At 29.0% G+C, this 23,342-nt stretch carries 19 protein-coding genes; 16 read left to right on the forward strand and 3 right to left on the reverse strand.

Annotation, left to right across the window (positions count from 1 at the left end; translation table 11 throughout):
• Positions 1–7: 7 nt before the first annotated feature.
• Positions 8–1,441 (reverse strand): beta-Ala-His dipeptidase, encoded by a 1,434-nt coding sequence (pepD, locus tag E0E45_RS02055; protein ID WP_130889620.1) that lies wholly within the window; start codon positions 1,439–1,441, stop codon positions 8–10.
• A 139-nt stretch (positions 1,442–1,580) separates the two neighbouring features.
• On the opposite strand from pepD, the gene E0E45_RS02060 reads away from it, so the two are divergent.
• Together E0E45_RS02060 and E0E45_RS02065 are read left to right on the forward strand one after the other, a co-directional pair.
• The gene (locus tag E0E45_RS02060; RefSeq protein WP_130889621.1) at positions 1,581–2,294 is read left to right on the forward strand and encodes a DNA alkylation repair protein; all 714 of its coding nucleotides are present in this window, start codon (positions 1,581–1,583) and stop codon (positions 2,292–2,294) included.
• 17 nt (positions 2,295–2,311) lie between these two features.
• Positions 2,312–2,965, forward strand: coding sequence for a chloramphenicol acetyltransferase (locus E0E45_RS02065; RefSeq protein ID WP_130889622.1), 654 nt, complete (start codon positions 2,312–2,314; stop codon positions 2,963–2,965).
• Between the two features lie 42 nt (positions 2,966–3,007).
• Here E0E45_RS02065 and E0E45_RS02070 read toward each other — a convergent pair whose 3' ends face one another.
• On the reverse strand, positions 3,008–3,508 hold the full coding sequence (locus E0E45_RS02070) for a MarR family transcriptional regulator (RefSeq protein WP_096403663.1): 501 nt from the start codon (positions 3,506–3,508) through the stop codon (positions 3,008–3,010).
• 268 nt (positions 3,509–3,776) lie between these two features.
• On the opposite strand from E0E45_RS02070, the gene E0E45_RS02075 reads away from it, so the two are divergent.
• Genes E0E45_RS02075 through E0E45_RS02085 form a run of 3 tightly spaced genes read left to right on the forward strand, consistent with a single transcriptional unit; the run spans position 3,777 to position 7,280 of the window.
• Positions 3,777–4,967 (forward strand): MalY/PatB family protein, encoded by a 1,191-nt coding sequence (locus tag E0E45_RS02075; protein ID WP_130889623.1) that lies wholly within the window; start codon positions 3,777–3,779, stop codon positions 4,965–4,967.
• A gap of 25 nt (positions 4,968–4,992) precedes the next feature.
• Positions 4,993–6,345, forward strand: coding sequence for an APC family permease (locus tag E0E45_RS02080; protein WP_130889624.1), 1,353 nt, complete (start codon positions 4,993–4,995; stop codon positions 6,343–6,345).
• A 53-nt stretch (positions 6,346–6,398) separates the two neighbouring features.
• Entirely contained in the window at positions 6,399–7,280 is an 882-nt protein-coding gene (locus E0E45_RS02085; RefSeq protein WP_130889625.1) for a DMT family transporter, read from the forward strand.
• Between the two features lie 106 nt (positions 7,281–7,386).
• Here the strand turns inward: E0E45_RS02085 and adiA are convergent, their stop codons facing one another.
• Complete coding sequence (gene adiA, locus E0E45_RS02090; protein ID WP_130889626.1) at positions 7,387–9,645, reverse strand: arginine decarboxylase; 2,259 nt, start codon at positions 9,643–9,645, stop codon at positions 7,387–7,389.
• Positions 9,646–9,865: 220 nt separating this feature from the next.
• Between adiA and E0E45_RS02095 the strand changes: the two genes are divergently transcribed.
• The 11 genes from E0E45_RS02095 to E0E45_RS02145 all read left to right on the forward strand — a co-directional run bounded on the left by E0E45_RS02095 (position 9,866) and on the right by E0E45_RS02145 (position 23,340).
• Positions 9,866–11,350, forward strand: a complete 1,485-nt coding sequence (locus tag E0E45_RS02095; RefSeq protein WP_130889627.1) for an amino acid permease — start codon at positions 9,866–9,868, stop codon at positions 11,348–11,350.
• A 34-nt stretch (positions 11,351–11,384) separates the two neighbouring features.
• Positions 11,385–12,314: a histidine decarboxylase, pyruvoyl type gene (gene hdcA / locus E0E45_RS02100; protein WP_130889628.1), complete on the forward strand. Its 930-nt coding sequence runs from the start codon at positions 11,385–11,387 to the stop codon at positions 12,312–12,314.
• Between the two features lie 123 nt (positions 12,315–12,437).
• Entirely contained in the window at positions 12,438–12,959 is a 522-nt protein-coding gene (locus E0E45_RS02105) for a GNAT family N-acetyltransferase (RefSeq protein ID WP_130889629.1), read from the forward strand.
• A 76-nt stretch (positions 12,960–13,035) separates the two neighbouring features.
• The gene (locus E0E45_RS02110) at positions 13,036–14,211 is read left to right on the forward strand and encodes a M20/M25/M40 family metallo-hydrolase (RefSeq protein ID WP_130889630.1); all 1,176 of its coding nucleotides are present in this window, start codon (positions 13,036–13,038) and stop codon (positions 14,209–14,211) included.
• A gap of 993 nt (positions 14,212–15,204) precedes the next feature.
• Complete coding sequence (locus tag E0E45_RS02115; protein ID WP_130889631.1) at positions 15,205–16,314, forward strand: hypothetical protein; 1,110 nt, start codon at positions 15,205–15,207, stop codon at positions 16,312–16,314.
• Positions 16,315–16,602: 288 nt separating this feature from the next.
• Positions 16,603–17,697 (forward strand): hypothetical protein, encoded by a 1,095-nt coding sequence (locus E0E45_RS02120; RefSeq protein WP_130889632.1) that lies wholly within the window; start codon positions 16,603–16,605, stop codon positions 17,695–17,697.
• Between the two features lie 175 nt (positions 17,698–17,872).
• Complete coding sequence (locus tag E0E45_RS02125; protein ID WP_005976167.1) at positions 17,873–18,535, forward strand: response regulator transcription factor; 663 nt, start codon at positions 17,873–17,875, stop codon at positions 18,533–18,535.
• A gap of 16 nt (positions 18,536–18,551) precedes the next feature.
• Positions 18,552–19,940 (forward strand): sensor histidine kinase, encoded by a 1,389-nt coding sequence (locus E0E45_RS02130; protein ID WP_130889633.1) that lies wholly within the window; start codon positions 18,552–18,554, stop codon positions 19,938–19,940.
• Positions 19,941–20,154: 214 nt separating this feature from the next.
• A complete protein-coding gene (locus E0E45_RS02135) occupies positions 20,155–20,793 on the forward strand; it encodes a TetR/AcrR family transcriptional regulator (RefSeq protein ID WP_130889634.1) in 639 nt (212 codons plus the stop codon).
• A gap of 37 nt (positions 20,794–20,830) precedes the next feature.
• Positions 20,831–22,102: a TolC family protein gene (locus E0E45_RS02140; RefSeq protein WP_130889635.1), complete on the forward strand. Its 1,272-nt coding sequence runs from the start codon at positions 20,831–20,833 to the stop codon at positions 22,100–22,102.
• A 167-nt stretch (positions 22,103–22,269) separates the two neighbouring features.
• Positions 22,270–23,340, forward strand: coding sequence for an efflux RND transporter periplasmic adaptor subunit (locus E0E45_RS02145; RefSeq protein WP_130889636.1), 1,071 nt, complete (start codon positions 22,270–22,272; stop codon positions 23,338–23,340).
• The last annotated feature ends 2 nt before the right edge of the window (positions 23,341–23,342 follow it).

The raw sequence follows: 23,342 nt of genomic DNA on the forward strand, positions 1-23,342 counted from the left end.
CAACCTCCTAAAGATTTTCTAAATATTGTACAAGAAGCTTATATGTATTGTCAAATGATTCCAAGTTTAAACGCTCATTAGGAGTGTGAACATCATAAGATTCAGCTCCCAATGTAACTATATCAATATCAGGAATAATTTTTTTGAATACTCCACATTCAAGACCACCATGAGTAGCTTTTATCTGAATATCTTTATCATAAAAATCTTTATATACAGTTTTTAAGATTTCTCTCATAACAGAATCTTCACTATATTCCCATGCTGGATAACGTGAACCACTTTCCCATTCAAAACCAAATATATTACAGAAATTAACTAATATTTCCATACCTTCATCATTATATGATTCTATTGCTCCACGAAGAGAGTATGTACAGATAACTTCATTATCTATAGTTTTAATTACACCCATATTTTGAGAAGCGACTGTAAGTCCATCAATTACCATACTTCTATGTTTAAATCCATTAGGAAGCATATAGAACATAGTAATTATAGAATCACTTATATCTTTTGAGCACATTTTTTCTGTTTTATCTTCATAAACTTCTATAGTAAGGCCAGCGTCACTGTACATAAGTTCTTTTTTAATTTTTTTTCTTTGTTCGGTAACAATATTTTTGATTTTTTCAAAATCAGCTGCACTGGCAAAAATAGCAGTAGCTTCTCTAGGAATAGCATTTTCCTTAGAACCTCCATCTATATTTACAAGGTTGATTCCAGCTTCTTTGTTTAAATGATAAAGAACTCTGCTGCATATTTTATTTGAGTTTCCTCTTTCAAGATGAATGTTTCCTCCTGAATGTCCTCCATAGAGTCCTCTTACTTCCAATCTGTAAGCAGAAGAGCTGCATTTAACCATTTCTAATTTCTTTTTCAGTCTAAATCTCAGACCTCCAGAGCAAGAAACATAAGTACTTAATGAACTGCTGTTATCTAAGTTAATAAGTCTTTTTGAAGTAAAATCATTTTTATCAAGAGCTTGAGCACCTATAAGACCAACTTCTTCACACACTGTAAAAACACATTCAAGAGCAGGATGTTTTAAAGTTTTATCAGCAAGAACAGCCATTGTCAAAGCAGCTCCGACCCCATCATCAGCTCCTAGAGTAGTTCCTTTTGCTCTTACAAAGCCATCTTCTATGTATAATTTTAAAGAATCTTTTTCAAAATCAAAATCACAGTCTCCATTTTTTTCACAAACCATGTCTATATGAGATTGAAGAATAATTGCAGGATGATTCTCATAACCTTCACTTGCAGGTTTGTAAATTATGACATTGTATAATTTGTCTTGTTTTACTTTTAGTCCTAAGTCCTCAGCAAATTTTACAAGATAGTCACTTAATTCTTTTTCATTGTGTGAGCCATGAGGAATTCTAGAAATATCCTCAAAATATTTTTGGTGTGGCAGATATTCATTTAAAACATAATTCATTTTTACTCCTCCCGTATTTTCAAAGTCTTATGTAATTATTACCCCAAAATATCATTTTTAGCAAGAGATATTTTGATTTTTTTTAAATATTAAGGTATATATATAAGTGAGAACATAAAATATGAGCCGGGAGGATAAAATGGATTATACATTAATAAAGTGGAATAAAGAAAATTATAAAGAGTTTATTAGCGAATTAAAGGGAATGCAGGACAAACAATACAGAGAATTTCATAATAAAATAATTGGAGCAGAGGTTGAAGTTATTGGTTTAAGAAGTCCAGTGGTGAAAGATATAGCTAAGAAAATAGCCAAAGGAGATTGGAAAGGGTTCCTTGCTCAAAAGAAAGGAAAATATTATGAAGAAACTACTTTAAGAGGACAAGTCATAGGTTTTGCTAAAGCAGATAAAGAGATAATAAAAGAGTATATAGAAAAATATACTGATGAAATAGATAATTGGGGAGTATGTGACAGTTTTATTGGTAATCTGAAAATAATAAAAAAAGAGAAAGAATATTTTTATCCAATGGTTAAAAAAATGGCAGAATCTAAAGATCAATGGAAGATAAGATTTGGGCTTATAACCCTTATGTCTTATTATATAGAAAAAGAGTATATAGATGAAATATTTGAAATATGTTCAAGAGTAGAAAATAAAGAATATTATGTACAAATGGGGCAGGCATGGCTTATTTCAACATTGTTTATAAAATTCAGAGATGAAACTTTAGAATACTTGAAAGATAATTCTTTGGATAAATGGACGCAGAATAAAGCTATCCAAAAAATAAGAGAATCATTCAGAGTAAGTGAAGAAGATAAAGAATTGGTAAAGGGTCTAAAGAAGTAGATTTAGGAGGCAGCAGTATGTTTCACAAGATAGATATGGAAACTTGGGAAAGAAAAGAATATTACCATTATTACATAAATTTTATAAAGTCTAAATATAATCTTAATGTTGATATAGATATAACAAAACTTTTAAAATTAGTGAAAGAAAAGAAATTAAAATTTTATCCTACAATTATTTATGCAGTTATGAGAGGAATAAATAAAAACAGAGAATTTAGAATGAGCTATGATAAAGAGGGCAATTTAGGTTATTGGGATTATTGTAATCCCTCTTATACCATTTTTCATGAAGACGACAAGACTTTTTCAGATATATGGAGTGAATATTCAGAAGATTTTTCGGTTTTTTATTCCAATGTAGTAAATGATATGGAGAAATATAAAGATGTAAAGGGAATAAAAAGCAAGCCTGGACGAGGGGACAATTTTTCTCCAGTATCTTCTATCCCATGGCTGAGCTTTACAGGTTATAGCAATGATACTTACAGTGAGTCAAATATGCTTTTTCCTGTAACAGTATTTGGAAAATATTATGAAAAAGAAGGGAAAATATTGCTTCCATTTTCTGTTTTTGCTGTTCATGCAGTAGCTGATGGATATCATACCTGCAAACTAATAAATGATATTCAAGAAATAATTTTAGATGTAGAAATATGGATGAATATATAAAAGAGGTCGATTAATTTCGACCTCTTTGTTTTTAAAAAATAATTATTTACCTTGAGTTTGATTATTGCTCAATATTTTAATATAGCAATCAATAACTTTATGAAAAGCATATATTTCTTCTTCAGTACAATGTTCAAGAAGATATTCAATAGTATGATTTAAATTTTTTAAATCATACATTTTGTGAGCAAGACTTAATTCTGCACCTTTTGGAGTTGGATATAAATGAAAGATTTTTTTATTAGTTTCACCTTTCTCTTTAAAAATATATCCATTTTCCTCAAGCATTTTAATAATTTGAGAAATTCCTCCTTTAGTCCTGTACCATTTAGAAGCTAATTCTGTAACAGTAATTTTAGGATTTTCTTCAATATCAGTTAAAATATGTATTCCCAACATATTTATCTTATCCTCAGTTCCATAAGTATGAGGAGTATTGGTATAATCATTGTATAATTTTACAAAGTTATAAATATGATTAATTCTTTCTTTCATCATATGAAAAAGTTCAGCACTTGGTTCTTTTTTCTTCTTCAAGTTCATCTATCCTTTCCTTAAAATATCGAATCTTTTAATAATTAAACTATTTATTTGAAATAAAGATTGTTACACCTTAGTATATAATAAAAAAAAATGTTTGTCTATTATTTAAAACAATAAAAATAATTTAATCATTAAATAATTATAAGATTGATATTTAAAATAAATATTTATAAAGTAAAGAAAATATTTGATTTTTATAAAATAGTATACTATAATCAAATTATAAATAGTTTAATACTTAAACCATATTTTATAAAGGAGGATATATATGAACAAAGAAAAATTTTTAAAGGAGAATTGCCCAGATCGTCATAATACCAACTGTTCAAAATGGGATATTTTAGAGAAGAAATATGGAGATTCAGAACTAATATCAATGTGGGTTGCAGATATGGATTTCAAAGCTCCAAAAGAAGTAATAGAAACACTTCGTAAAAAAATTGATTTTGGAATATTTGGATATTCACTTACAAAAGATGAATATTATGAATCTTTTATTCGATGGGAAAAGAAATATCATAACTGGGAAGTTAAAAAAGATTGGATTCGTTTTACTCCTGGAGTTGTAACTGGTATTTTCTGGTGTGTTAATATGCTTACACAAAAAGATGATGCTATTATTATAAATATGCCAGTGTATTATCCGTTCCATCATGCAATAGAAGATGTTGGAAGAAAACTGGTATACAGTGAATTGATAAATACAAATGGAGTTTATACAGTAGATTTTGATGATTTTGAAAGAAAAGTAGTTGAGAATAATGTTAAATTATATATTTTATGCAGTCCTCATAATCCAGTTGGACGTGTTTGGAAGGAAGAAGAATTAGATAAACTTTTTGCTATTTGTAAAAAACATAATGTTAAAGTTATAAGTGATGAAATACATCATGATCTAATTATAGGTGACCATCCTCATATACCTTCTGCAATAGTATCAAAAGGAAAATATGCTGATATTATGATTGTTTTAACAGCCGCTTCAAAAACATTTAATTTAGCTGGAATGAAAAATTCTTTTGTTATTATTCCAGGAGAGGAACTTCGTAAAAAATTTGATGATTTGATAGTTACTCTTCATGAAGATACAGGAAATATGCTGGGATATTATGCTGTAGAAGCTGCATATACACATGGAAGAGAATGGCTTGATACAGTTATAGAGATTATTAGAGATAATTATAATTATATAAAGGTTCGTTTAGCAAAAGAATTACCAGAAGCTAAATTGAGTCCATTAGAAGGTACTTATCTTGCATGGCTGGATTTAAGTGCTTATACAGGAAAAGCTGGTGAAGATGGAATGAAAGATTTTGTTCAAAATAAAGCTCGTTTAGCTGTCGATTATGGTGATTGGTTTGGAATAGGGGGAAAAGGATTTATCAGATTAAATTTGGCAACAACTCCAGAATGGGTAGAAAAAGCAGTTGATGGGTTAGTTTCTGCTATAGCTAAATAACTAAGATTTGAAAGAGGGGATTAAGATGAGTAATTCAAATACTATTAGCAGCACAAAAGATTTAGATAGAGTTTTGGGGAAAAAAGATTTCTTTGCTATTGCTGTGGGGCAGATTATAGGGGCTGGAATTTTTTCACTTTTACCACAAGCTATAGGATTGACTGGTCGTTCTGCAAGTTTTGCATTTGCTATAGCAGCTGTTCTTACATTACTGAAATTAGCTCCAAGACTTTTTGTATTAGGTTCTGTACGTATGCGTGGAGGTAGTTATACATATATCGCTTTGCTATCTACTAATGTATTGGCTGGGGCTTATTTAATTATTCATGTATTAAGCAATATTTCACTATCCATGTATGCCTTGTCAATTGGGCAGTATTTCGGACAAGCAGTCCATGGAATAAATGTTCAAATTGTAGCAATAGTAGTTTTGACAATAGTAACATTGGTTAATCTTGTTGGAGTTAAAAATGCAGCAAGAGTACAGCAGCTGTTGGTTGTATGTTTAATGGCAGCATTAGCTATTTTTACTGCATTTGGAATATTTAAAGTTGATTATGTAGAATATATGAAACCAGAAGGAATGTTTACAGATGGACCATTGGGATTTTGCAGTGCAGCAGCTATACTGACATTTGCTTGTGGAGGAGCTCAAAATATTATTAATTTCTCTGCTGAAGCAAAAGATCCAACTAAAGATATGCCATTTGTTATAATTGTTTCTACAGCAGTTGTAGCTATATTCTATGCATTTATGGCAATAGTTGCAACTGGAATACTTCCTATAGGAGATGTTATGGGGCAGCCATTATCTCTGGTGGCTTCTAAAATTTTACCAGGACCACTATATGTATTTTTCTTAATTGGAGGAGCAATGTTTGCACTTTTAACTACTTTGAATGCTCAAATGGGTTGGTGTACAAAACCATTGCTTCAAGGTTGTATAGATGGATGGCTTCCTAAAAAATTAGGAGCTATAAACTCTAAATATAAAACTCCTCATAATTTAATACTATTCTTTTATTTAGTTGGATTACTCCCATTAATATTTAATTTTAATATGAACACTATTTCAGGAACAGCGGTGTTTGCATCTAATGTAATGGATGTACTCCTTGCAGTATTTGTATTTCGTCTGCCACAAGTTATTCCCAATGAATGGAATAAATCACGTTGGCATACAACTACAGGGGTATTATGGTTCTGGACAATACTTGGAACTTTGGCAAGTATATTTGGAGCATATATGAGTCTTCGTACTATGACATGGTCAAAAATGGGAGTTAATTTATTAGTGTGCATAATTGCTCTGTTGTTTGGATACTTCCGTGAAAAAAGTGGAAAAGTAGAAATGGAAATCAGTTATGAAGAACAATAAAATAAGATTTAAAGTTTTCAAAATTATTTTAAAAAATAATTAAAGAGGTAAAAATGATAGAGAAAGAAAATTTTTATCTGCTTGCAGCAACATTTTTCTGGGCTTTGGGATTGATAGTAGGTAAATTTTGTTCAGCAGAAATGCCTCCAATGACATTGACTTTAATTAGATATTTGTTGGCAGGTATTGGAATGGGAATAATACATTATATTAAAGAGAAAGAATTTCATATTGCCAGTGAGGATATATTATATATCCTGATGCTGTCATTTGTAGGAATAGTTTTGAATGGTGTATTATTTTTCAAAGGAATAGGAATGACATCTTCTGTCAATACTGCAATAATATCCAGTACAACTCCTGTAATAGTATATATAATAAGCATACTGTTTTTTAAAGAGAAAATAAATATAAAAAATATTTTATCGATGATACTTTCTATAAGCGGAATATTACTTTTACTAACTAATGGAAAAATTTCTTTATTATTATCAATTAAATTAAATCTGGGAGACTTAATAATATTAGGTGCAGTAGTATCAAATAGTATATATATAATAGGTTCAAAAAAAGTTTTGAAGAAATATTCTCCCAGCAAAATATTAACTTTTTTATTTATTTTTACAGCTTTGATTTTGTCCCCAGCACTATATATGGAAAGAAATATGTACAAAATAAATGAGGTGTCTTTGAAAGCGATAATCTCATTATTATATATGGGAGTATTTTCATCATTGCTGGCTTTTATACTACAACAGAAAGGGATAAAAAAGATAGGAGCAGTAAAAGCAGCTATGTATACTAACTTAATTCCAATATATTCCATAGGATTAGCGTTTTTAATATTGGGAGAAAAGGTTACAATGATTCAAATATCTGCAATGTTTCTTGTAGTATTTTCTCTTGTGATTAATTATAAAAAAGATAAAAATTAATAGAATTTAAATAAAAAAGTACATCTGAAATATTACTAATATAATATTTTTAGATGTACTTTAATTTTTTGCTTATTTTATTTTAAAAGTGGGAATTCAAATTTTATTATTTTTCTTTTACACAAAGAACATGATAAACTCCATCAATTACATGAGTACCTTCAGTTTCATGTTCAAATCCTGGAAATGCTTTATCCCATAGAGATAATGCTTTTAGATATTTAATTTGAGGACTGTTTTCATCTCCAAAATTTTCTCCTGACATAAGCATTGGGATACCAGGTGGATAAGGGATAACAGAGTTAGCTGTTACTCTTCCTACTAATTTATCAGCTGGGACTAATTCAACTTCCTTACTTACAATTTTATTGTAAGCTTCTCTTGGCAACATTTCAGATTTAGGAAGAGTCGAATATGCTTCATTTAGAACTTTTCCTGGGTTATTAGCTTTTAGATAAGCAAACATTTCATCTCCTAAATCATGGAATCCCATTTCTCCATAATGTTCAGGATGAGCAGCAACTAGTTCAGGAAGTACATCTTTTAATAAAGTGTTATTGTCATAATGTTTTTTGAATGAAAGAAGTACATTTACAAGTGTGCTCCATTTTCCTTCTGTGATACCCATTGAGAATAGAAACATAACTTGGAAATCTGTTGTTCTTGTAGGAACGATTCCATATTTTGCTAAATAAGCAGAAACTAAAGCAGCAGGCACACCTTTTTCAAGAAGTTCTCCATCATCACCCATTCCTGGAGCAAGGATACTAACTTTGATAGGGTCTAACATTGCCCAATTTTCTGGAAGATTAGCGAATCCGTGCCATTTATCTTCTGGATGCATTATCCAACAGTCTTGTTCTGTAGTAAGAAGTTCAATAGGTGCTTCTTCAAAGTTATATTCTTTTTTAGTTTTAGGATCAGTTACTTTTTCAGCATTCCAAGGTTTGAAGAACCAGTCATTTTTAGCAGTGAATTCTTTATATAATCTTCCAATTTCTTGACGGAATTCAACAGCTTCTTTAACTACTTCTTTTATTAATGATTTACCAGAATTTCCATCCATCATTGCAGCACCAATATCATTTGATACAGCTATTGCATATAGTGGAGAAGTTGTGGCATGCATCATATATGATTGATTGAATCTGTCTTCATCAATAGGATTATTACCATTTCTTACATGAATAAATGAAGCTTGTGATAAAGCATTTAATAATTTATGAGTTGAATGAGTTGCAAAAACTGTAGATTTATTCTTGTAATCTTTTGGATTTCCTCTCATAGCAAAGTGATCTTTATATACTTCATTGAATCTTGCATATCCATACCAAGCTTCATCAAAGTGGATATAATCTGCATTACCTTGGAATATATCTTCAGCTTTTGCAGCATTGTAACAAACACCATCATAAGTACAGTTAGTAACTACAACATATTTAGGTGTTACTTCAGTTACTTTTTTCATTTGATCTGGAAGAATAGGTCCGATTATTCCATATCTATTTCTTGTAGGAGTCATATATACTGGTTTTGCTCCTGTAAGGATAAGTCCTTGTTCAATAGATTTGTGACAGTTTCTGTCAATAAGAGCAGTATCTTCATCAGTAAGACATGCTTGGAAAACAGTTCTGTTAGAACCTGATGTACCAACTAATACACTGTAACTTCTATCTGATCCGAATATTCTTGCTATATTTTTTTCTGATTCTAAGAAAGCACCAGTATGGTCAAGTAGAGAACCTAGACTTGTTCTTTCAATTCCTGTATCTGTTCTAAAAAGATTTTCTCCATAATAGTCAAAGAATTTTTTACCAATGGCAGTTTTTAAAAATCCAACTCCACCTTGATGTCCTGGAGCTGCCCAAGAGTATTCAGCAACTTTGTTGTAATTGAATACAGCTTTAGCTAGTGGTGGTAAAAGTGCATCTCTATATTGTTTAATCTCTTCTGAAATACGTTCTCCAATGAAATCAATATCATTTTCCAATATCCATATATATTCATCAATAGAGTTTAATGTACATTCATCAAGAGATGATGTAGTATCAGCTTTTTCAGCTAATAAAAATACTGGAACTCCTTCTTGTCTTTCATGCAATACAGTAATTAAATTAACAAATTCTTTTTCTTTTTCAATAGATTTTTTATTGATATCCCAATCTACAAGCAAACAGTCTATTGATTTATTAATAGCTGCCTCTTCAGCTGCTTCTTTGAAGTTTTTCACTTCTATTACTTCAATTCCTCTTTCTCTTAAATCATTTTTTAAAAGAGCAATTCTTTTAGTTACAGGTGAATCTTCGTTTAAAAAGCTGTTTTGAATAACAACAGTAGTATATTTTTGACCTTCTAAACTTTTCATTTTAATCCTCCTTATATATTTTCAAAATCAAGTTCATGTGATATTTTAAATTTTTTCTCATAAACTTCTCATGTCATAGTCATACAGATAAAAAAAAGATTTCCTTTTAAAAAAAATAAAAAAATTTAAAAAAGGAAAAAATAAATTTTTTAGAATACCCATTTTAGAAACAATTGGAAACAATAAAAGTTTTAAAAAGAAAATTTAAAGGAGGAGTTATATGAGTACTGAAAATAGTAGTACATCAAATACTACTAATACTAAAAAACTAGGTGTTATTGCACTTGCAGGTCTTGTTATTAGTGCTATGATTGGAGGAGGTGTTTATAATCTTCCACAAAATATGGCACAATCAGCATCAGCAGGGGCTGTTGGGGTTGCTTGGATAATAACAGGTATAGGAATGTATTTTTTAACTAATACTTTTAGAGTACTATCAACAGTTGTTCCTGATGCTAAGTCTGGGATATATAGTTATGCAAGATTAGGATTTGGTAAATTTGTAGGATTTTTGATGGCATGGGGATATTGGCTTTCAGCTATATTTGCCAATGTAGGTTATGCAATTTTACTTATGGATTCTTTAAATTATTTCTTTCCACCACATTTTAAAGGAGGAAATAATCTTCCATCAGTAATTGGAGGTTCTATTTTAATATGGTTAATGTATTTTATGATAATGGCTGGTGTTCGTCAAGCAACTAGTATTAATACTATAGGAACAATAGCAAAATTAGTTCCAATTGCTGTATTTATTCTAGTATGTTTATTTGTATTTAAAATTTCTATGTTCCATACAAATTTTTGGGGAGATGAAACAATAAAATCTCTTCATGATGTAGATTTAGGAAATTTAGGAGGACAAATAAAAAGTACAATGCTTGTAACATTATGGTCTTTTATTGGGATAGAAGGAGCAGTTGTTATTTCAGATAGAGCTGAAAGTCAAGCAGCAGTAAGTAAAGCTACATTAATAGGATTTTTATTATGTTGGTTATCATATGTAGCTATTTCAATGCTTCCATTTGGAACTTTATCTCAAGGTGAATTATCAGTATTGGCACCACCATCTTCTGCCTCTATACTTGCAGATATAGTTGGAAAATGGGGTAGCTGGTTTATGAATGCAGGAGTAATAATTGCACTATTAAGTTCATGGCTTGTTTGGACAATGCTTTTAGCTGAACTTCCATATGCTTGTGCTAAAGACGGAACTTTTCCTAAAATTTTTGCCAAAGTAAATAAAAATGGAACTCCATCTTTCTCACTTTTAGTATCAAGTATAGGTATGCAAATAACTATGATATTTGTATATTTTGCTAGTAATGCATGGAATGTAATGTTAAGTATTACAGGAGTTATGATACTTCCTGCCTATATAGCTTCAACTCTTTATTTATGGAAAATGTGTGCAAAAGGGCAATTTCCTAAAGGGACTAATATAAAAGAAAAAACTGCACTTATTACAGGAGTTTTGGGAAGTATTTATGGAGCATGGCTTATTTATGCTGCTGGATTAAAATATTTAGTAATGGCTAGTATTCTATTTGCCATTGGAATATTAGTTTTTGATAAAGCTCGTAAAGAAAATAAAGCACCAAATGAAAGTAGTTTTACTAATGTAGAAAAAATATTGGCAATAGGGTTGACAATAATAGCAATAATAGCTTTATTCCTATTAATTACTAAAAGAGTCAGTCTTTAGAGCATAGATTAAATTAAAATTCGGAGGTTTTACAATGGAAAAAGAAACTAAAGTACGTGCACCAAGAATTGATAAGACTGCAATAAGTCCTTATGAAAATTATTGTGATGGATATGGAGCTCCAGGAGCTCAAGGAAATGGATATATTTCTGTATTAAAAGTATCTGTAGGAACTGTAGAAAAGACTGATGACTTTTTATTAGATGGTATAGTATCTTATGACAGAGCTGAAATAAATGATGCCTATGTAGGACAAATAAATATGCTTACTGCCTCATCTTTCTGTGGAATAGCAGGACAAGTATGGGGGCATGATTTAGCAGCTCATGATGATGTTGCAGCTAAAAAAATTCAACCAGTTTTAGAAGCTATACAATTTGATGGCTCTAAATTGCCTGTATATGATGCAAAACCATTATTAGAAGCAGGAATGGAACTTTTTGGTGTTGAAAAAGAAAGAAGATTTACACTTGTTCCAGGGGCACATACTATTTGTGCAAATAAAGGAGTTACTGCATACAGACCTAAAGAAGACAGACCATTAAAAGAAGGAGAAGCTTATGGAGTATGGTGTTTCATAGCTTTATCACTTTCTGCAGACAGAGATAACTGTGCAGATTTATTTATAGAAGATGCTGGATTATGGACTAAAAATGATAATGCAGAAGAATTAAAAGAATTTTTGGAAGAACACAGAAAATCAGTTGCCTGGTCAGTAGTAAGCTGTGGACAAGATTCAGATGTATTATTTGAAAGAACTTATGTAGGATTTGCTTATACTATAATGAAACCAGGAGAAATTGGAACATCTTTAACATGTGCTCCATATGTAAGCCTTGCAAGAAATGCTGTACCAACAAATGGATTTAATTCTTTGAATGAAATGACATTGACAGAATGGCTAAAAGATATGAAATTTGATTCACTTGCAGAAAAAAGAAAAAACTCTTGCTGCAGCAAATAATCAAAAAATAATATAAAATTGAAAATATAATTATATTGAGGAGGCTTGTCCTCCTCTTTTTGTTGTAAATTAAAAAAATAAATTATATAATAAGAAAATTAATATTTTTCTAGGGGTGAAAAAATGAAAAAGAAAATTATTGAAACTGACAGATTATTTTTTAGTACATGGGAAGAAAATGATTTGAAATATGCATATGAACTTTGGGGAGATTCAGAAGTAACTAAATTAATAACTGCTTCTGGAAAAATGAATGAAGAAGAGATAAAAAATAGGCTGAAAAAAGAAATAGAAAATTATGAAAAATATGGAATACAATATTTTCCGTTATATTTAAAAGAAAATGAAGTATTTGTAGGATGTTGTGGATTAAGACCATATAATATTGAAAAAAATATACTGGAAATGGGAATACATATAAAAAAAGAATATTGGGGAAAAGGAATAGCTTTAGAGGCATGTGAAAAAATAATAAAATATGCCTTTGAAACTTTCAAGGTTTCATCTCTTTTTGCAGGGCATAACCCTAAAAACTTTGGGTCAGCCCATTTGATAAAGAAGCTGGGGTTCATTTACTTGAGAGATGAATACTATCTACCAACAGGTTTGTATCATCCATCATATATTTATGAGAAAAAAATGTAAAAAAATCTTTACATATCAAAAAAATGGAGTATTATATTAAATAATTATTATTTAAAACAGATTAGGGGGAATGAGGATGGAAAATAAATTAAAAAATGCTTTTGAATTTATTGAAAAAGAAGAAAAAGTAATGAAAAAATTATGGTTTGATTTATGTAGAATAGAAAGTCAATCTTCTGATAGAGAAGGAATAAATGAAGCTGTCGAATTTTTAGAAAAAAATCTTAAAGATTTTGGAATGAAAACGCAGGTATTTGATTATGGCAGTGGAGGAAATAGTATAACTGCATACTTTGATAATGGAAGTAAAGAACTTGAAACAATTATAATAGGACATTTAGATACTGTTCACAAAAAAGGAAGCTTTGGAGAAGAAGTAATAAAAGTAGATGAGGAGAATGATATGGTTTATGGACCTGGAGTTCTTGATTGTAAAGGTGGAGTTGTAATAGGTGCTTTTGTTGCAAGAGTTTTAAATCATATTGGACATGATAAATTGATAAAACTTGCGTATTCAGGAGATGAGGAAGTAGGACATCAACCTACTAATGGAAAAGGAAAAGAATTCTTCTTGGAAGAAGCAAAAGGATTCAAAACAGCTATAGATTGTGAAACAGGTTTTACAGATGGAAGAATAGTAGTAGGGAGAAAAGGAGCAGCAAGATTTCAAATTATAATTCAAGGAAAGGGAGCTCATGCAGGAAATGAACCTGAAAATGGTATAAGTGCAATCAAAGAAGCTGCCTATAAAATCCTTAGAATAGAAGAAGAAAATGACTATAATAATACTCATTATAATGTAGGAATAATCAATGGAGGAACTAATGTAGGAAGTATTCCTGAAAATTGCACATTAACTATTGATGTAAGATATAGAAAAGCTGCTGATATAAAGGAAATAAGAGAATTTTTAAATAGAATAACAGAAAAATCATATGTAAAGGGAACAAAGTCAGAATTAAAAGAGATACTTATTTTCGATTCTATGGATGAAACAGAAGAAAATAAAAGATTATTTGAAATAGTAAAAGATACCTCTGAAAAATTAGATTTAGGAATACCTTATCCTTGCTTTCTTGGTGGAGGATCAGATGCAGCATATACAGTAGCTTTAGGAATTCCTACTATTTGTGCAATGGGAGTACAAGGATATGAAAATCATACAATAAGAGAAAGAGCTGTGATAAGTTCTTTTGTTGAAAGAACAAAACTTATTGTAGCTTCTATATTGTCACTACCAGAAACAATTTAATAAATAAAAAAGAGCTGATTAACAGCTATTGATAAAACATAATTAACTAATAAATTGAATTAGAGCATTTGCTATACAGAGTACAAAGTAAATGGGTATATTGTCTAGGGGGCGATATACCCATTTTATTATGCAACAGAATATTTATTCATTGAATTTCCATAATATAAATTTCATTATTTGTAATAAATGAAAAGCCACAGGACAGCATGAAGCTTTATTTTCCTCTTCTCAAACTTTAAAATGAATATTATTTCATATTTTATTATAGCGACTGCAGCTTTTTCTATCGATGTGAATAATACTTTTAAAAATATTGCAGATATAAATTCTGCAATATTTTTTATAAAAATTTTACTTTTTATTTGGCATTTTAAGATTTTTATATGGTATATACACTATTTTTCAAAAACAGATATTATAATAATTTATGAAATTCATACTTTAGGTAAGTTTTTTTATACTTTTTTTAATTAAAAATTAAAATATAAAATTCTAAAATGTAACTTATTGTTTGAGTTATTAATCAATATTTTATGAACTTAATATAGATAAAATGTATTTTTTTTTTAAAAGTTTAGTAATAAGATAACAATAAAAATATTTTATATTGATTTTTAGTGAGTTTATTTTACGGTTGTTATGTAAAAATGTGACAAATTTGTGTCAGATATACAAAAAAAAATATACATAAAAATATTGAAATAAAAAAAATTCTATCTTATATTAAATGTAGTGCTTGTCTATATACGTAAATAATAGCTTATAAATTAATGAAATTAAGATATAAAAGAGGAATATATATATTTCTTGCCTTTTTCACATAGATTTCATCAGAATTTATTATATTAATAGTGTAGAAAACAAAAAATTATGAGAGTTGCTAATTATCTCATAATTATTTTTCTCTTAATTTAAAGTTATAAGAATGTGACAATTTCCCAGGTTGCCATATTCTTATACTTTATATAACAAATACTAGGGGGTATTTTTATGAAAAAATCTTTATTATTAGTTGGTGCATTTTTAACAGTTGCAGCAATGGCACAGGCAAAAGAAATAGTTCCTGCTCCAGTTGTTGTAGAAGAAGCACCAGTACAAGTTGTAGAAAAAGAAGTTATTGTTTACAGAGACAGAGAACCACAAGGATTCAGACCAAATGGATATGTTGATTTACAATATAGATATTATGGAGAAGCTGAAGAACTTAACTACAAAAATGATGGTGTAAATAATAACTATGGAAGAACACAGTTAATGGGAAGAATTAATATGACAGAGAAACAATCTTTGGAATATAGAATCAGAACATATAACGACTGGAATTCTTCATCTAATGAAAAGCAAAGAGGAAAAGATGGTACTCAAACAAGATTGAGATACTTCTATGATCATGGAAATTTAGGAGATTCTAATGTAGATTTAACATCTAGAATAGAATACAGAAAAGAGGCAGACAATGATGCACAATCATTAGAATATCAAGCAAGATTTAATTTTGCAGATTATTTATTTAATAATGATTTTGTAAAAACTACTGACTTTACAATTGCTCCTAAATATAAATATTATTGGGCATCTAACAGTGATGATTATCAAAATAGACTAGGAATAGACTTATTCACAATGCATCAATTCCCATTAGGATTCTCATTTGAATTTAACTTATATGGAGATCAATATTTTTATGGACAACGTCAATATACTAGCAGCCATAGTACAGTTAAAGACAACACAGGATTAACAATGGAAGCTTACTTATACAATACAACTAACTTATATACAAATGATAAAGTAGATGTAGATTTCTATTTTGAAGGTGGATATGATCCATACAACTGGAATTCAGAAAAAGTGTTAAGAACAGCTATATCTAAAGATGATAAGTTAAAAAATGATCCTACAAATTATACTTACAATGATAATACTTATGAATTATATGCTTATCCACAAATTATAACAACTTATAAAGTTAGCCCTAACTTTAATGTATATGCCTCACTAGGAGCAGAATATAGAAACTGGGCAAATATAAATCAAAAAAGTGCTAAAGACTGGAGATGGCAACCAACAGCTGTTGTAGGATTTAAGACAACTTTTTAAACTTTAAAAGTCTAGAATTTTATATAAAAGGAAGAACTCTTTTATTAAAAAGAGTTTTTTCTGTTGATAAACACTAATAAAACATATTCTCTTCACTTTTCTATATTATATTCTTTGTATAAGAGAAATATTATAAAAGTTGCTAATCTTTTATATATTATTGCTCTTCCCAAGAATGAGATGATGATTTACCAGTTTCCCAGATTAGGTAAATTGTCATCTTTAATGTGAATTATTATATATTTCGATATATATAATTTAAAATATAGAAAATAGGGGGTATTTTTTATGAAAAAATCTTTATTGTTAGTTGGTGCATTCTTAACAGTTGCAGCAATGGCACAAGCTAAAGAAGTTGTACCTGCTCCAGTTGTAGTAACAGAAGCACCAGTACAAATCGTTGAAAAAGAAGTTATTGTCTACAGAGACAGAGCACCAGTAGGATTCAGACCAAATGGATATGTAGATTTACAATACAGATGGTATGGAGAAGTTGAAAACAAAGAAAACGGTGAAGATCGTTGGGCAGGAAAAACTAACTATTCAAGAACTCAGTTAATGGGAAAAATCAACATGACTGAAAATCAAGCTTTTGAATACAGAATCAGAAACTATAACAGTGTTTCAGAAAAAGAAGGAACTGGAAAAAATGGTACTGATACAAGATTAAGATATTTCTATAATCATGGAAATGTAGGAGATTCTAATGTAAACTTTACATCAAGACTTCACTACAGAGACAGAGATGATACTAATGGTCATCAAGAATTAGAATATCAAGCAAGATTTAACTTTGCTGAGTACATGTTCAATGGCGATTTTGTAAAAACTACTAATTTCGTAGTTGCTCCAAAATATCGTTATGAATGGGGATCAGGAAATGATAACAAATATGATAATCAACTTGGTGTAGATTTATACACAATGCATGAATTACCATGGGGATTCTCATTTGAGTTCAACTTATATGCAACTCAACATTTCTATGGAGATGATCAAGGATTTGACAATGGTAGAGATATGGAAGACAAAAACTTTACACTAGATATGGAAGCATACATCTACAATACAACTAACCTATATACTAATGGGGATGTTACTATTGACTTCAACTTTGAAGGAGGATATGATCCATACACTTGGTCTAAAGAAAAAATGTTTAACAAATCTGGTGGATATTTAGGAAACTATGGAGATGACAATGCTAGCTATTCACTTTATGCATTACCAACAGTTCAAGTTAATTACCAAGTTACTCCTAGCTTAAAAGTTTATGCAGCAGCTGGAGCAGAGTATAGAAACTGGGGAATTGACAATGAAAATTCAGCAAGAGACTGGAGATGGCAGCCAACTGTATTCGCAGGATTCAGATCAACATTCTAGTGAATACAATATGTTAGGTTACTACATTACAACTTAGGACATTCTTAACTAACCAACATTATAAAGGGGAGTTAGCCAAAGCTTTTATTTTGGTTAACTCTTTTTTTCTTATATATTTGAAAAAAATAAAATAGAGATGTAAAATAAGATATAAAAATGGGAGGACAATAAATATATGAAAAAAATTTTAATAGTAGAAGATGAAATGGAGATAAGAAATATTCTGAAGTTGTATCTTCTAAAGGAAGGTTATGATGTGACGGAAGCAGAAGATGGAGAGGTGGCAATAAAACTTTTTTATGAAAAACCTTTTGATTTGGTGATACTTGATATAATGCTTCCTAAAAAAGATGGATGGAGTGTTTTAAGAGAAATAAAAAAATATAGCTCAGTTCCTGTTATGATATTATCTGCAAGAGATGATGATGAAGATGAATTGTTTGGTTTTGAAATAGGAACAGATGAATATATCACTAAACCTTTTAATAATAAAATACTTTTAGCAAGAATAAAAGCTCTTATAAAAAATACAAGTAATAATACAGATCACATTATCGAGTTAGGAAAAATAATTATTAATGATACATCTCATACAGTGACAGTAGATGGAGAAGAAGTTATTTTAGCACCTAAAGAATATGAGCTTCTAATATACCTTATAAAGAATCATAAAATTGCTTTGAGCAGAGATAAAATGCTCACTGAGGTATGGGGATATGATTTTCCTGGAAGTGATAGAACAATAGATACGCACATAAAAAACTTAAGAAAAAAACTGGGAGAAGAATGTATAAAAACTGTTAGAGGAATAGGTTATAAATTTGAAATAAAGAATTAGGAGGAACAGTTATTTAATGAAAAAAATTTTTTATAAAATATTCTTTGCGTTTATTGTAATCTCTTATCTTCCGTTGATAGTGATATATTATTTTAACTTTTTGTATATGGATAAATACATTGTTCAAAATACAAAAGAACAGCTTATAAAAGTATCCGAAGAAATTTCTATTAAAGATATTCCTCTGGATAGAATAATAGAGAGTAAAGAGAATAAGGACATAAAAGTTGCATATATAAATTTTTCACATTCTAAAAAAGAAAGTGAACTTTTTAATTATTTTAATAAAACTGAAATAAAAGCGAATTTAGAGAAACTCCATACTGGAGATTATACAATAAGACTGACAAGTATGACAGACTTTCTTAATTATTTTCTACTTATAAAGAAAATTTCGGACACAGAATTTTTGGTAATTATATCTCCAACCATAGTTCCAAATGTAGTCACAAAAATGATGTCATCTTTTTATTTGGATTTATCAGCCTTTATAGTACCAATACTCTTTGTTTTAGCATATATTTTCTCAAAATATTTTTCTGATCCTATTGTGACTTTAGAAAAAATATCATCTAAAATATCAAAATTGGATTTTTCATCAAATATAGATTTTAAATATAATAATGAATTGGAAACTCTAGGAAATAATTTAAAGAGAATGTCTGAAAAATTAAAAAATAATATAGATGAATTAAATGATTTAAATTCACAAATGAAAATAGAATTGAAAGAAAAAGAGAAATTAATAAACTTTGAAAAAGATTTTATGCGTTCAATAGGACATGAATTGAAAACACCTATTGCCATAATTAATGGATATATAGAAGCTCTCCAAGATGATATAATATCAGATGAAGAAAAAGGAAATGTGTATTCGATCATATATAATGAAGGGATATTTCTTGATAAACTTATAAAGAACTTAAATACATATTTAAAATATGAATTTAGTTTTTCAGATGAAAGTTATGAAGAATTTCATTTAAAAGACATTTTAGAAGAAAAATTGAATAAATATAATCTTGATTTTATTAAAAAGGATATTGAATTAATAACTGATATAGATGAAGATACAATTTTTATTGATAAATATCGCATATCAATTATTTTAAATAATCTTTTTACTAATGCAATTACCTATGTAGATGATAGAAAAGTGATAGAAATAGAATTTAAAAATAAAATTTTGAAAATATCAAATAGTTCTGAATTTATACCAGAAGAAAAATTTAAAAATATTTTCAGACCGTTTTATAAACTTGATTCTTCCAGAAACAGAAAATATGGTGGAGCAGGGTTAGGACTTTCTATAGTAAAAAATATATTAACAAGTTTAAATCTAGAACATAGCCTTGTTTTTAATAGCGAAAAAAATTATGTTATATTTACAATTAAATTTAATTAAAAAAAGTTCTTGACCCTCAAGTAGCTTTATAGTTTAAAATTAATGTTGTTTTAGAAAACAATTTTCTCTACTTAGCTGAAATTCTTAGTTTTCTAAATTTTACAACATTAATTTTTTTTATTTTTTGAAATGATAAAAAAAGATTGACTTATTAGTCAATAAGGTGTAGAATTTAGCATGACTTGTTGGTCAAAAAAATTATAAGGAGCAGGGTATGCCAGTCATGGGAAAAAGGGAGCAGTTATTGGAGGCTGCAACAAAACTTATACTAAAAAAAGGTTACTCTCATACTTCAGTAGAAGATATAACTAATGAGATGGGAATAGCTAAGGGGAGTTTTTATACTTATTTTAAATCTAAAAACTTATTATTACAGACTATTGCAGAGAAAAAAATAGAAGAAATGGTGGAAAAACAGGATGGTATTCTTGAGAATAGTCTTTCCTTTGAAGAAACTTTAAAGAATATTATTCTGGTAAGACTTAAGTTTTCTCATGAAAGCATGAAAAGAGAACTTGTACTGATAAGTCTAATAAAAAATATAGAAGCTTTAAGTCCTGAAAATAGGGAAATATTAAAAAAAATAGAGCAGATAAATATTGATTTTATAAAAAAAATGCTTATAAAATTTAAAAAAGAATTAACTGCTGAAGAAAAAGATTTTCAAAAATATTCAGAACTTATAAGTGCAATAATAAGAGAATTTAAAGTAGTAAGTTTTTTTCTAGACAGAGGGAATAATGAAAATATTTTTATTCAAGATTTTGATGTAGTAATAGAAAAAATGAATAATGAAAAACTTAATGAAGGAATAGATTTTATTTACACATGTATTTTAAAAATATTAAAATAGTTTTAAAGATTATTTATATATATTCAGGAGGTTAGTAATGAAAAAAATATTGGGATTACTTTTAATATTAAGTAGTTCTGTGTTCGCTAGAGAGATCACTCTAGACCAGGCTATACAAATGTCATTGGAGAATAGTAAAGAGATTAAAATTTCAGAGAAAGATGTTGAAGTATCAAAATTAAAAGTAGGAATGGCATTCAAAGATGCATTGCCAAGTGTTGTATATAGTGGAACATATACTAGAGGTGAATCTGACCGCAAGATGTATAGACATGGATGGGAAGATCAGGTAGAAAGAAAGGGTGGATACACTCAGACTATATCTATATCACAGCCATTATTTCAAGGTGGAGCTGTTATTGGAGGAATAAAAGGAGCTAAAGCTTATAAAACAATAGCTAATCTTTTATATTTAGGAGAAAGAAGAGATACAAGACTTAGAACTATTCAAAATTATTCTAATATTGTTAAATACCAAAAGGATTTAGAGGCATTAGAAGCTTCAAAAAAAGAATTGCAGGCAAGATATGACAAACAAAAGGCACAATTGGATTTAAGACTTATTACAAAAACAGATTTATTAAAAACTGAATATTCACTTTTAGAAGTTGAATCACAAATTATTGGAACAAAAAATGGAATAACTATTGAAAAAGAAAATCTTAAGATAAAAACAGGAATTCCAAAACATGAAGATGTATCAGTAGTAGACTTTGATGTTCCTATGTATCTAAGCAGAAATATAAACTTCAAAGCAGACTTGGATCAGGCTATGAATGAGAGTATAAATGCTTTGGTGGCTAAGAACTATGTAGAAGCAGCAGATGCTTCAAAAATGGTGTCAAGGGCAGATATGCTTCCTAAAGTAAATGCTTTCGCAAGTTATGGGACATCAGAAAGAACAAAATACAATCCAACAATAGATGAAGCTGAATGGAGAGGCGGAGTACAGGTAACATGGAATGTATTTGAGTTTGGAAAGAACTATGATAGCTATAAAGTCGCAGCAATAGGAAAAGAACAGGAAATGTTGAGAGAAAAAGTTTCAAAGGATAGTATTGATATAAATGTAACTGATGCCTATTTAGAGTTAATCAGAATGGAAAAGGAAAGAGATTCTAAAGAAAGAGCAATGGAAGCAGCAATAGAGAACTTCAGAATGGATCAGGAAAGATATGATGCAGGATTGATTTCAACAGTAGATTATTTATTATCTGAGTCACAAGTAAGAGAAGCAAAAGTATCATATAATCAGGTAGTAATAGATTATTTGTATGCATTTGAAAAATATAGATCATTACTTATTTAATAAAAATACATATAAAATTTCTACGTGAACAATTGCTTATACTTTTAAAAAAGTTTTATAAGGTAATTCCGTATCTTTTAAAACTTTTTTAAATTTGCTCATATAGATAATTTGGAATTAAAGATTAAATTTGGAATTAATTATTAGGAATTTTAGGAGGAGCAAGAATGAAAAAAACAGGTTATTTAATATTACTTCTAATATTAGTTATGACAGGTTGTGGGAAAAAACAAGAAGAAGTGATAGAGAAAAAAGTTAAATATGTTATCACAGAACCTGCAACAATGAGAAAAATGAATCAGGTATTTAAATCAGATGCTGTATTGGAACCTAAAAATAAAGTTGATCACAAAACTGAAAAAGGTGGAACGATAGAGAAGATTCTAAAAAGAAATGGAGACGCAGTAAAAAAAGGTGAGCTTGTAATGGAACTTTCAGATGCTGCTACAGAATCAAGTTATTTTACAGCAAAAGCTAACTATACATCAGCATTGTCTTCACTTAATATTGCAAAGAATAACTATCAAAAATTTAAGAATCTTTATGAAAAAGAGTTAGTATCTTATCTTGAATATGTAGGTTATGAAAATACTTATGTAAGTGCAAAAGGAAACTATGAAGCAGCTAAAGCTTCTTATGAAAATGCAAAAAGCGACTATGATAAATTATTCAGAAAAGCAGAAATAGATGGAATTGTAGGAAACCTTTTTGGAAAAGAAGGAAATGAAATATCATCAAGTGAAATTATATTCACAGTGGTAAATGATAAATCTATGGAAACTTATGTGGGATTCCCAGCAGAGTGGCTTACTCAAATAAAAGTAGGACAGGATTTGGAAGTTGAAGTAGGAGCATTGGGTAAGAAATTTGTTGGAAAAATTTTAGAGATAAACCCAATTGCAGATTCAACAACTAAAAAATATATGATAAAAATAGCGGTTGATAATCCTGATAGAGTTATAAAAGATGGAATGTATTCATATGTAACTATTCCAGTAGGAGAAATCAATGTATTGTCAGTTTCAGATGAAGCAATATTTGTAAGAAACTTGCTAAGCTATGTATTTAAAGTAGAAGATGGAGTGGCAAAAAGAGTAGAGGTAAAAACAGGAGCTACAAATCTTCCATATACTGAAATTTCTTCAGATAATGTAAAAGAAGGAGATAGAATAGTAGTTAAAGGTATCTTCGGATTAGAAGAAGGAAATGAAGTAGAGGAAAATACAGAAGCAAAATAATA

It is taken from the genome of Fusobacterium ulcerans ATCC 49185, from assembly GCF_900683735.1.
GTDB classification, from domain to species: Bacteria; Fusobacteriota; Fusobacteriia; order Fusobacteriales; family Fusobacteriaceae; genus Fusobacterium_A; species Fusobacterium_A ulcerans_A.

Coding starts and splice junctions, on each gene's coding strand:
- pepD (WP_130889620.1), bottom strand. CDS start 1,441: ATGAATTATGTTTTAAATGAATATCTGCCACACCAAAAATATTTTGAG.
- E0E45_RS02060 (WP_130889621.1), top strand. CDS start 1,581: ATGGATTATACATTAATAAAGTGGAATAAAGAAAATTATAAAGAGTTT.
- E0E45_RS02065 (WP_130889622.1), top strand. CDS start 2,312: ATGTTTCACAAGATAGATATGGAAACTTGGGAAAGAAAAGAATATTAC.
- E0E45_RS02070 (WP_096403663.1), bottom strand. CDS start 3,508: ATGAACTTGAAGAAGAAAAAAGAACCAAGTGCTGAACTTTTTCATATG.
- E0E45_RS02075 (WP_130889623.1), top strand. CDS start 3,777: ATGAACAAAGAAAAATTTTTAAAGGAGAATTGCCCAGATCGTCATAAT.
- E0E45_RS02080 (WP_130889624.1), top strand. CDS start 4,993: ATGAGTAATTCAAATACTATTAGCAGCACAAAAGATTTAGATAGAGTT.
- E0E45_RS02085 (WP_130889625.1), top strand. CDS start 6,399: ATGATAGAGAAAGAAAATTTTTATCTGCTTGCAGCAACATTTTTCTGG.
- adiA (WP_130889626.1), bottom strand. CDS start 9,645: ATGAAAAGTTTAGAAGGTCAAAAATATACTACTGTTGTTATTCAAAAC.
- E0E45_RS02095 (WP_130889627.1), top strand. CDS start 9,866: ATGAGTACTGAAAATAGTAGTACATCAAATACTACTAATACTAAAAAA.
- hdcA (WP_130889628.1), top strand. CDS start 11,385: ATGGAAAAAGAAACTAAAGTACGTGCACCAAGAATTGATAAGACTGCA.
- E0E45_RS02105 (WP_130889629.1), top strand. CDS start 12,438: ATGAAAAAGAAAATTATTGAAACTGACAGATTATTTTTTAGTACATGG.
- E0E45_RS02110 (WP_130889630.1), top strand. CDS start 13,036: ATGGAAAATAAATTAAAAAATGCTTTTGAATTTATTGAAAAAGAAGAA.
- E0E45_RS02115 (WP_130889631.1), top strand. CDS start 15,205: ATGAAAAAATCTTTATTATTAGTTGGTGCATTTTTAACAGTTGCAGCA.
- E0E45_RS02120 (WP_130889632.1), top strand. CDS start 16,603: ATGAAAAAATCTTTATTGTTAGTTGGTGCATTCTTAACAGTTGCAGCA.
- E0E45_RS02125 (WP_005976167.1), top strand. CDS start 17,873: ATGAAAAAAATTTTAATAGTAGAAGATGAAATGGAGATAAGAAATATT.
- E0E45_RS02130 (WP_130889633.1), top strand. CDS start 18,552: ATGAAAAAAATTTTTTATAAAATATTCTTTGCGTTTATTGTAATCTCT.
- E0E45_RS02135 (WP_130889634.1), top strand. CDS start 20,155: ATGCCAGTCATGGGAAAAAGGGAGCAGTTATTGGAGGCTGCAACAAAA.
- E0E45_RS02140 (WP_130889635.1), top strand. CDS start 20,831: ATGAAAAAAATATTGGGATTACTTTTAATATTAAGTAGTTCTGTGTTC.
- E0E45_RS02145 (WP_130889636.1), top strand. CDS start 22,270: ATGAAAAAAACAGGTTATTTAATATTACTTCTAATATTAGTTATGACA.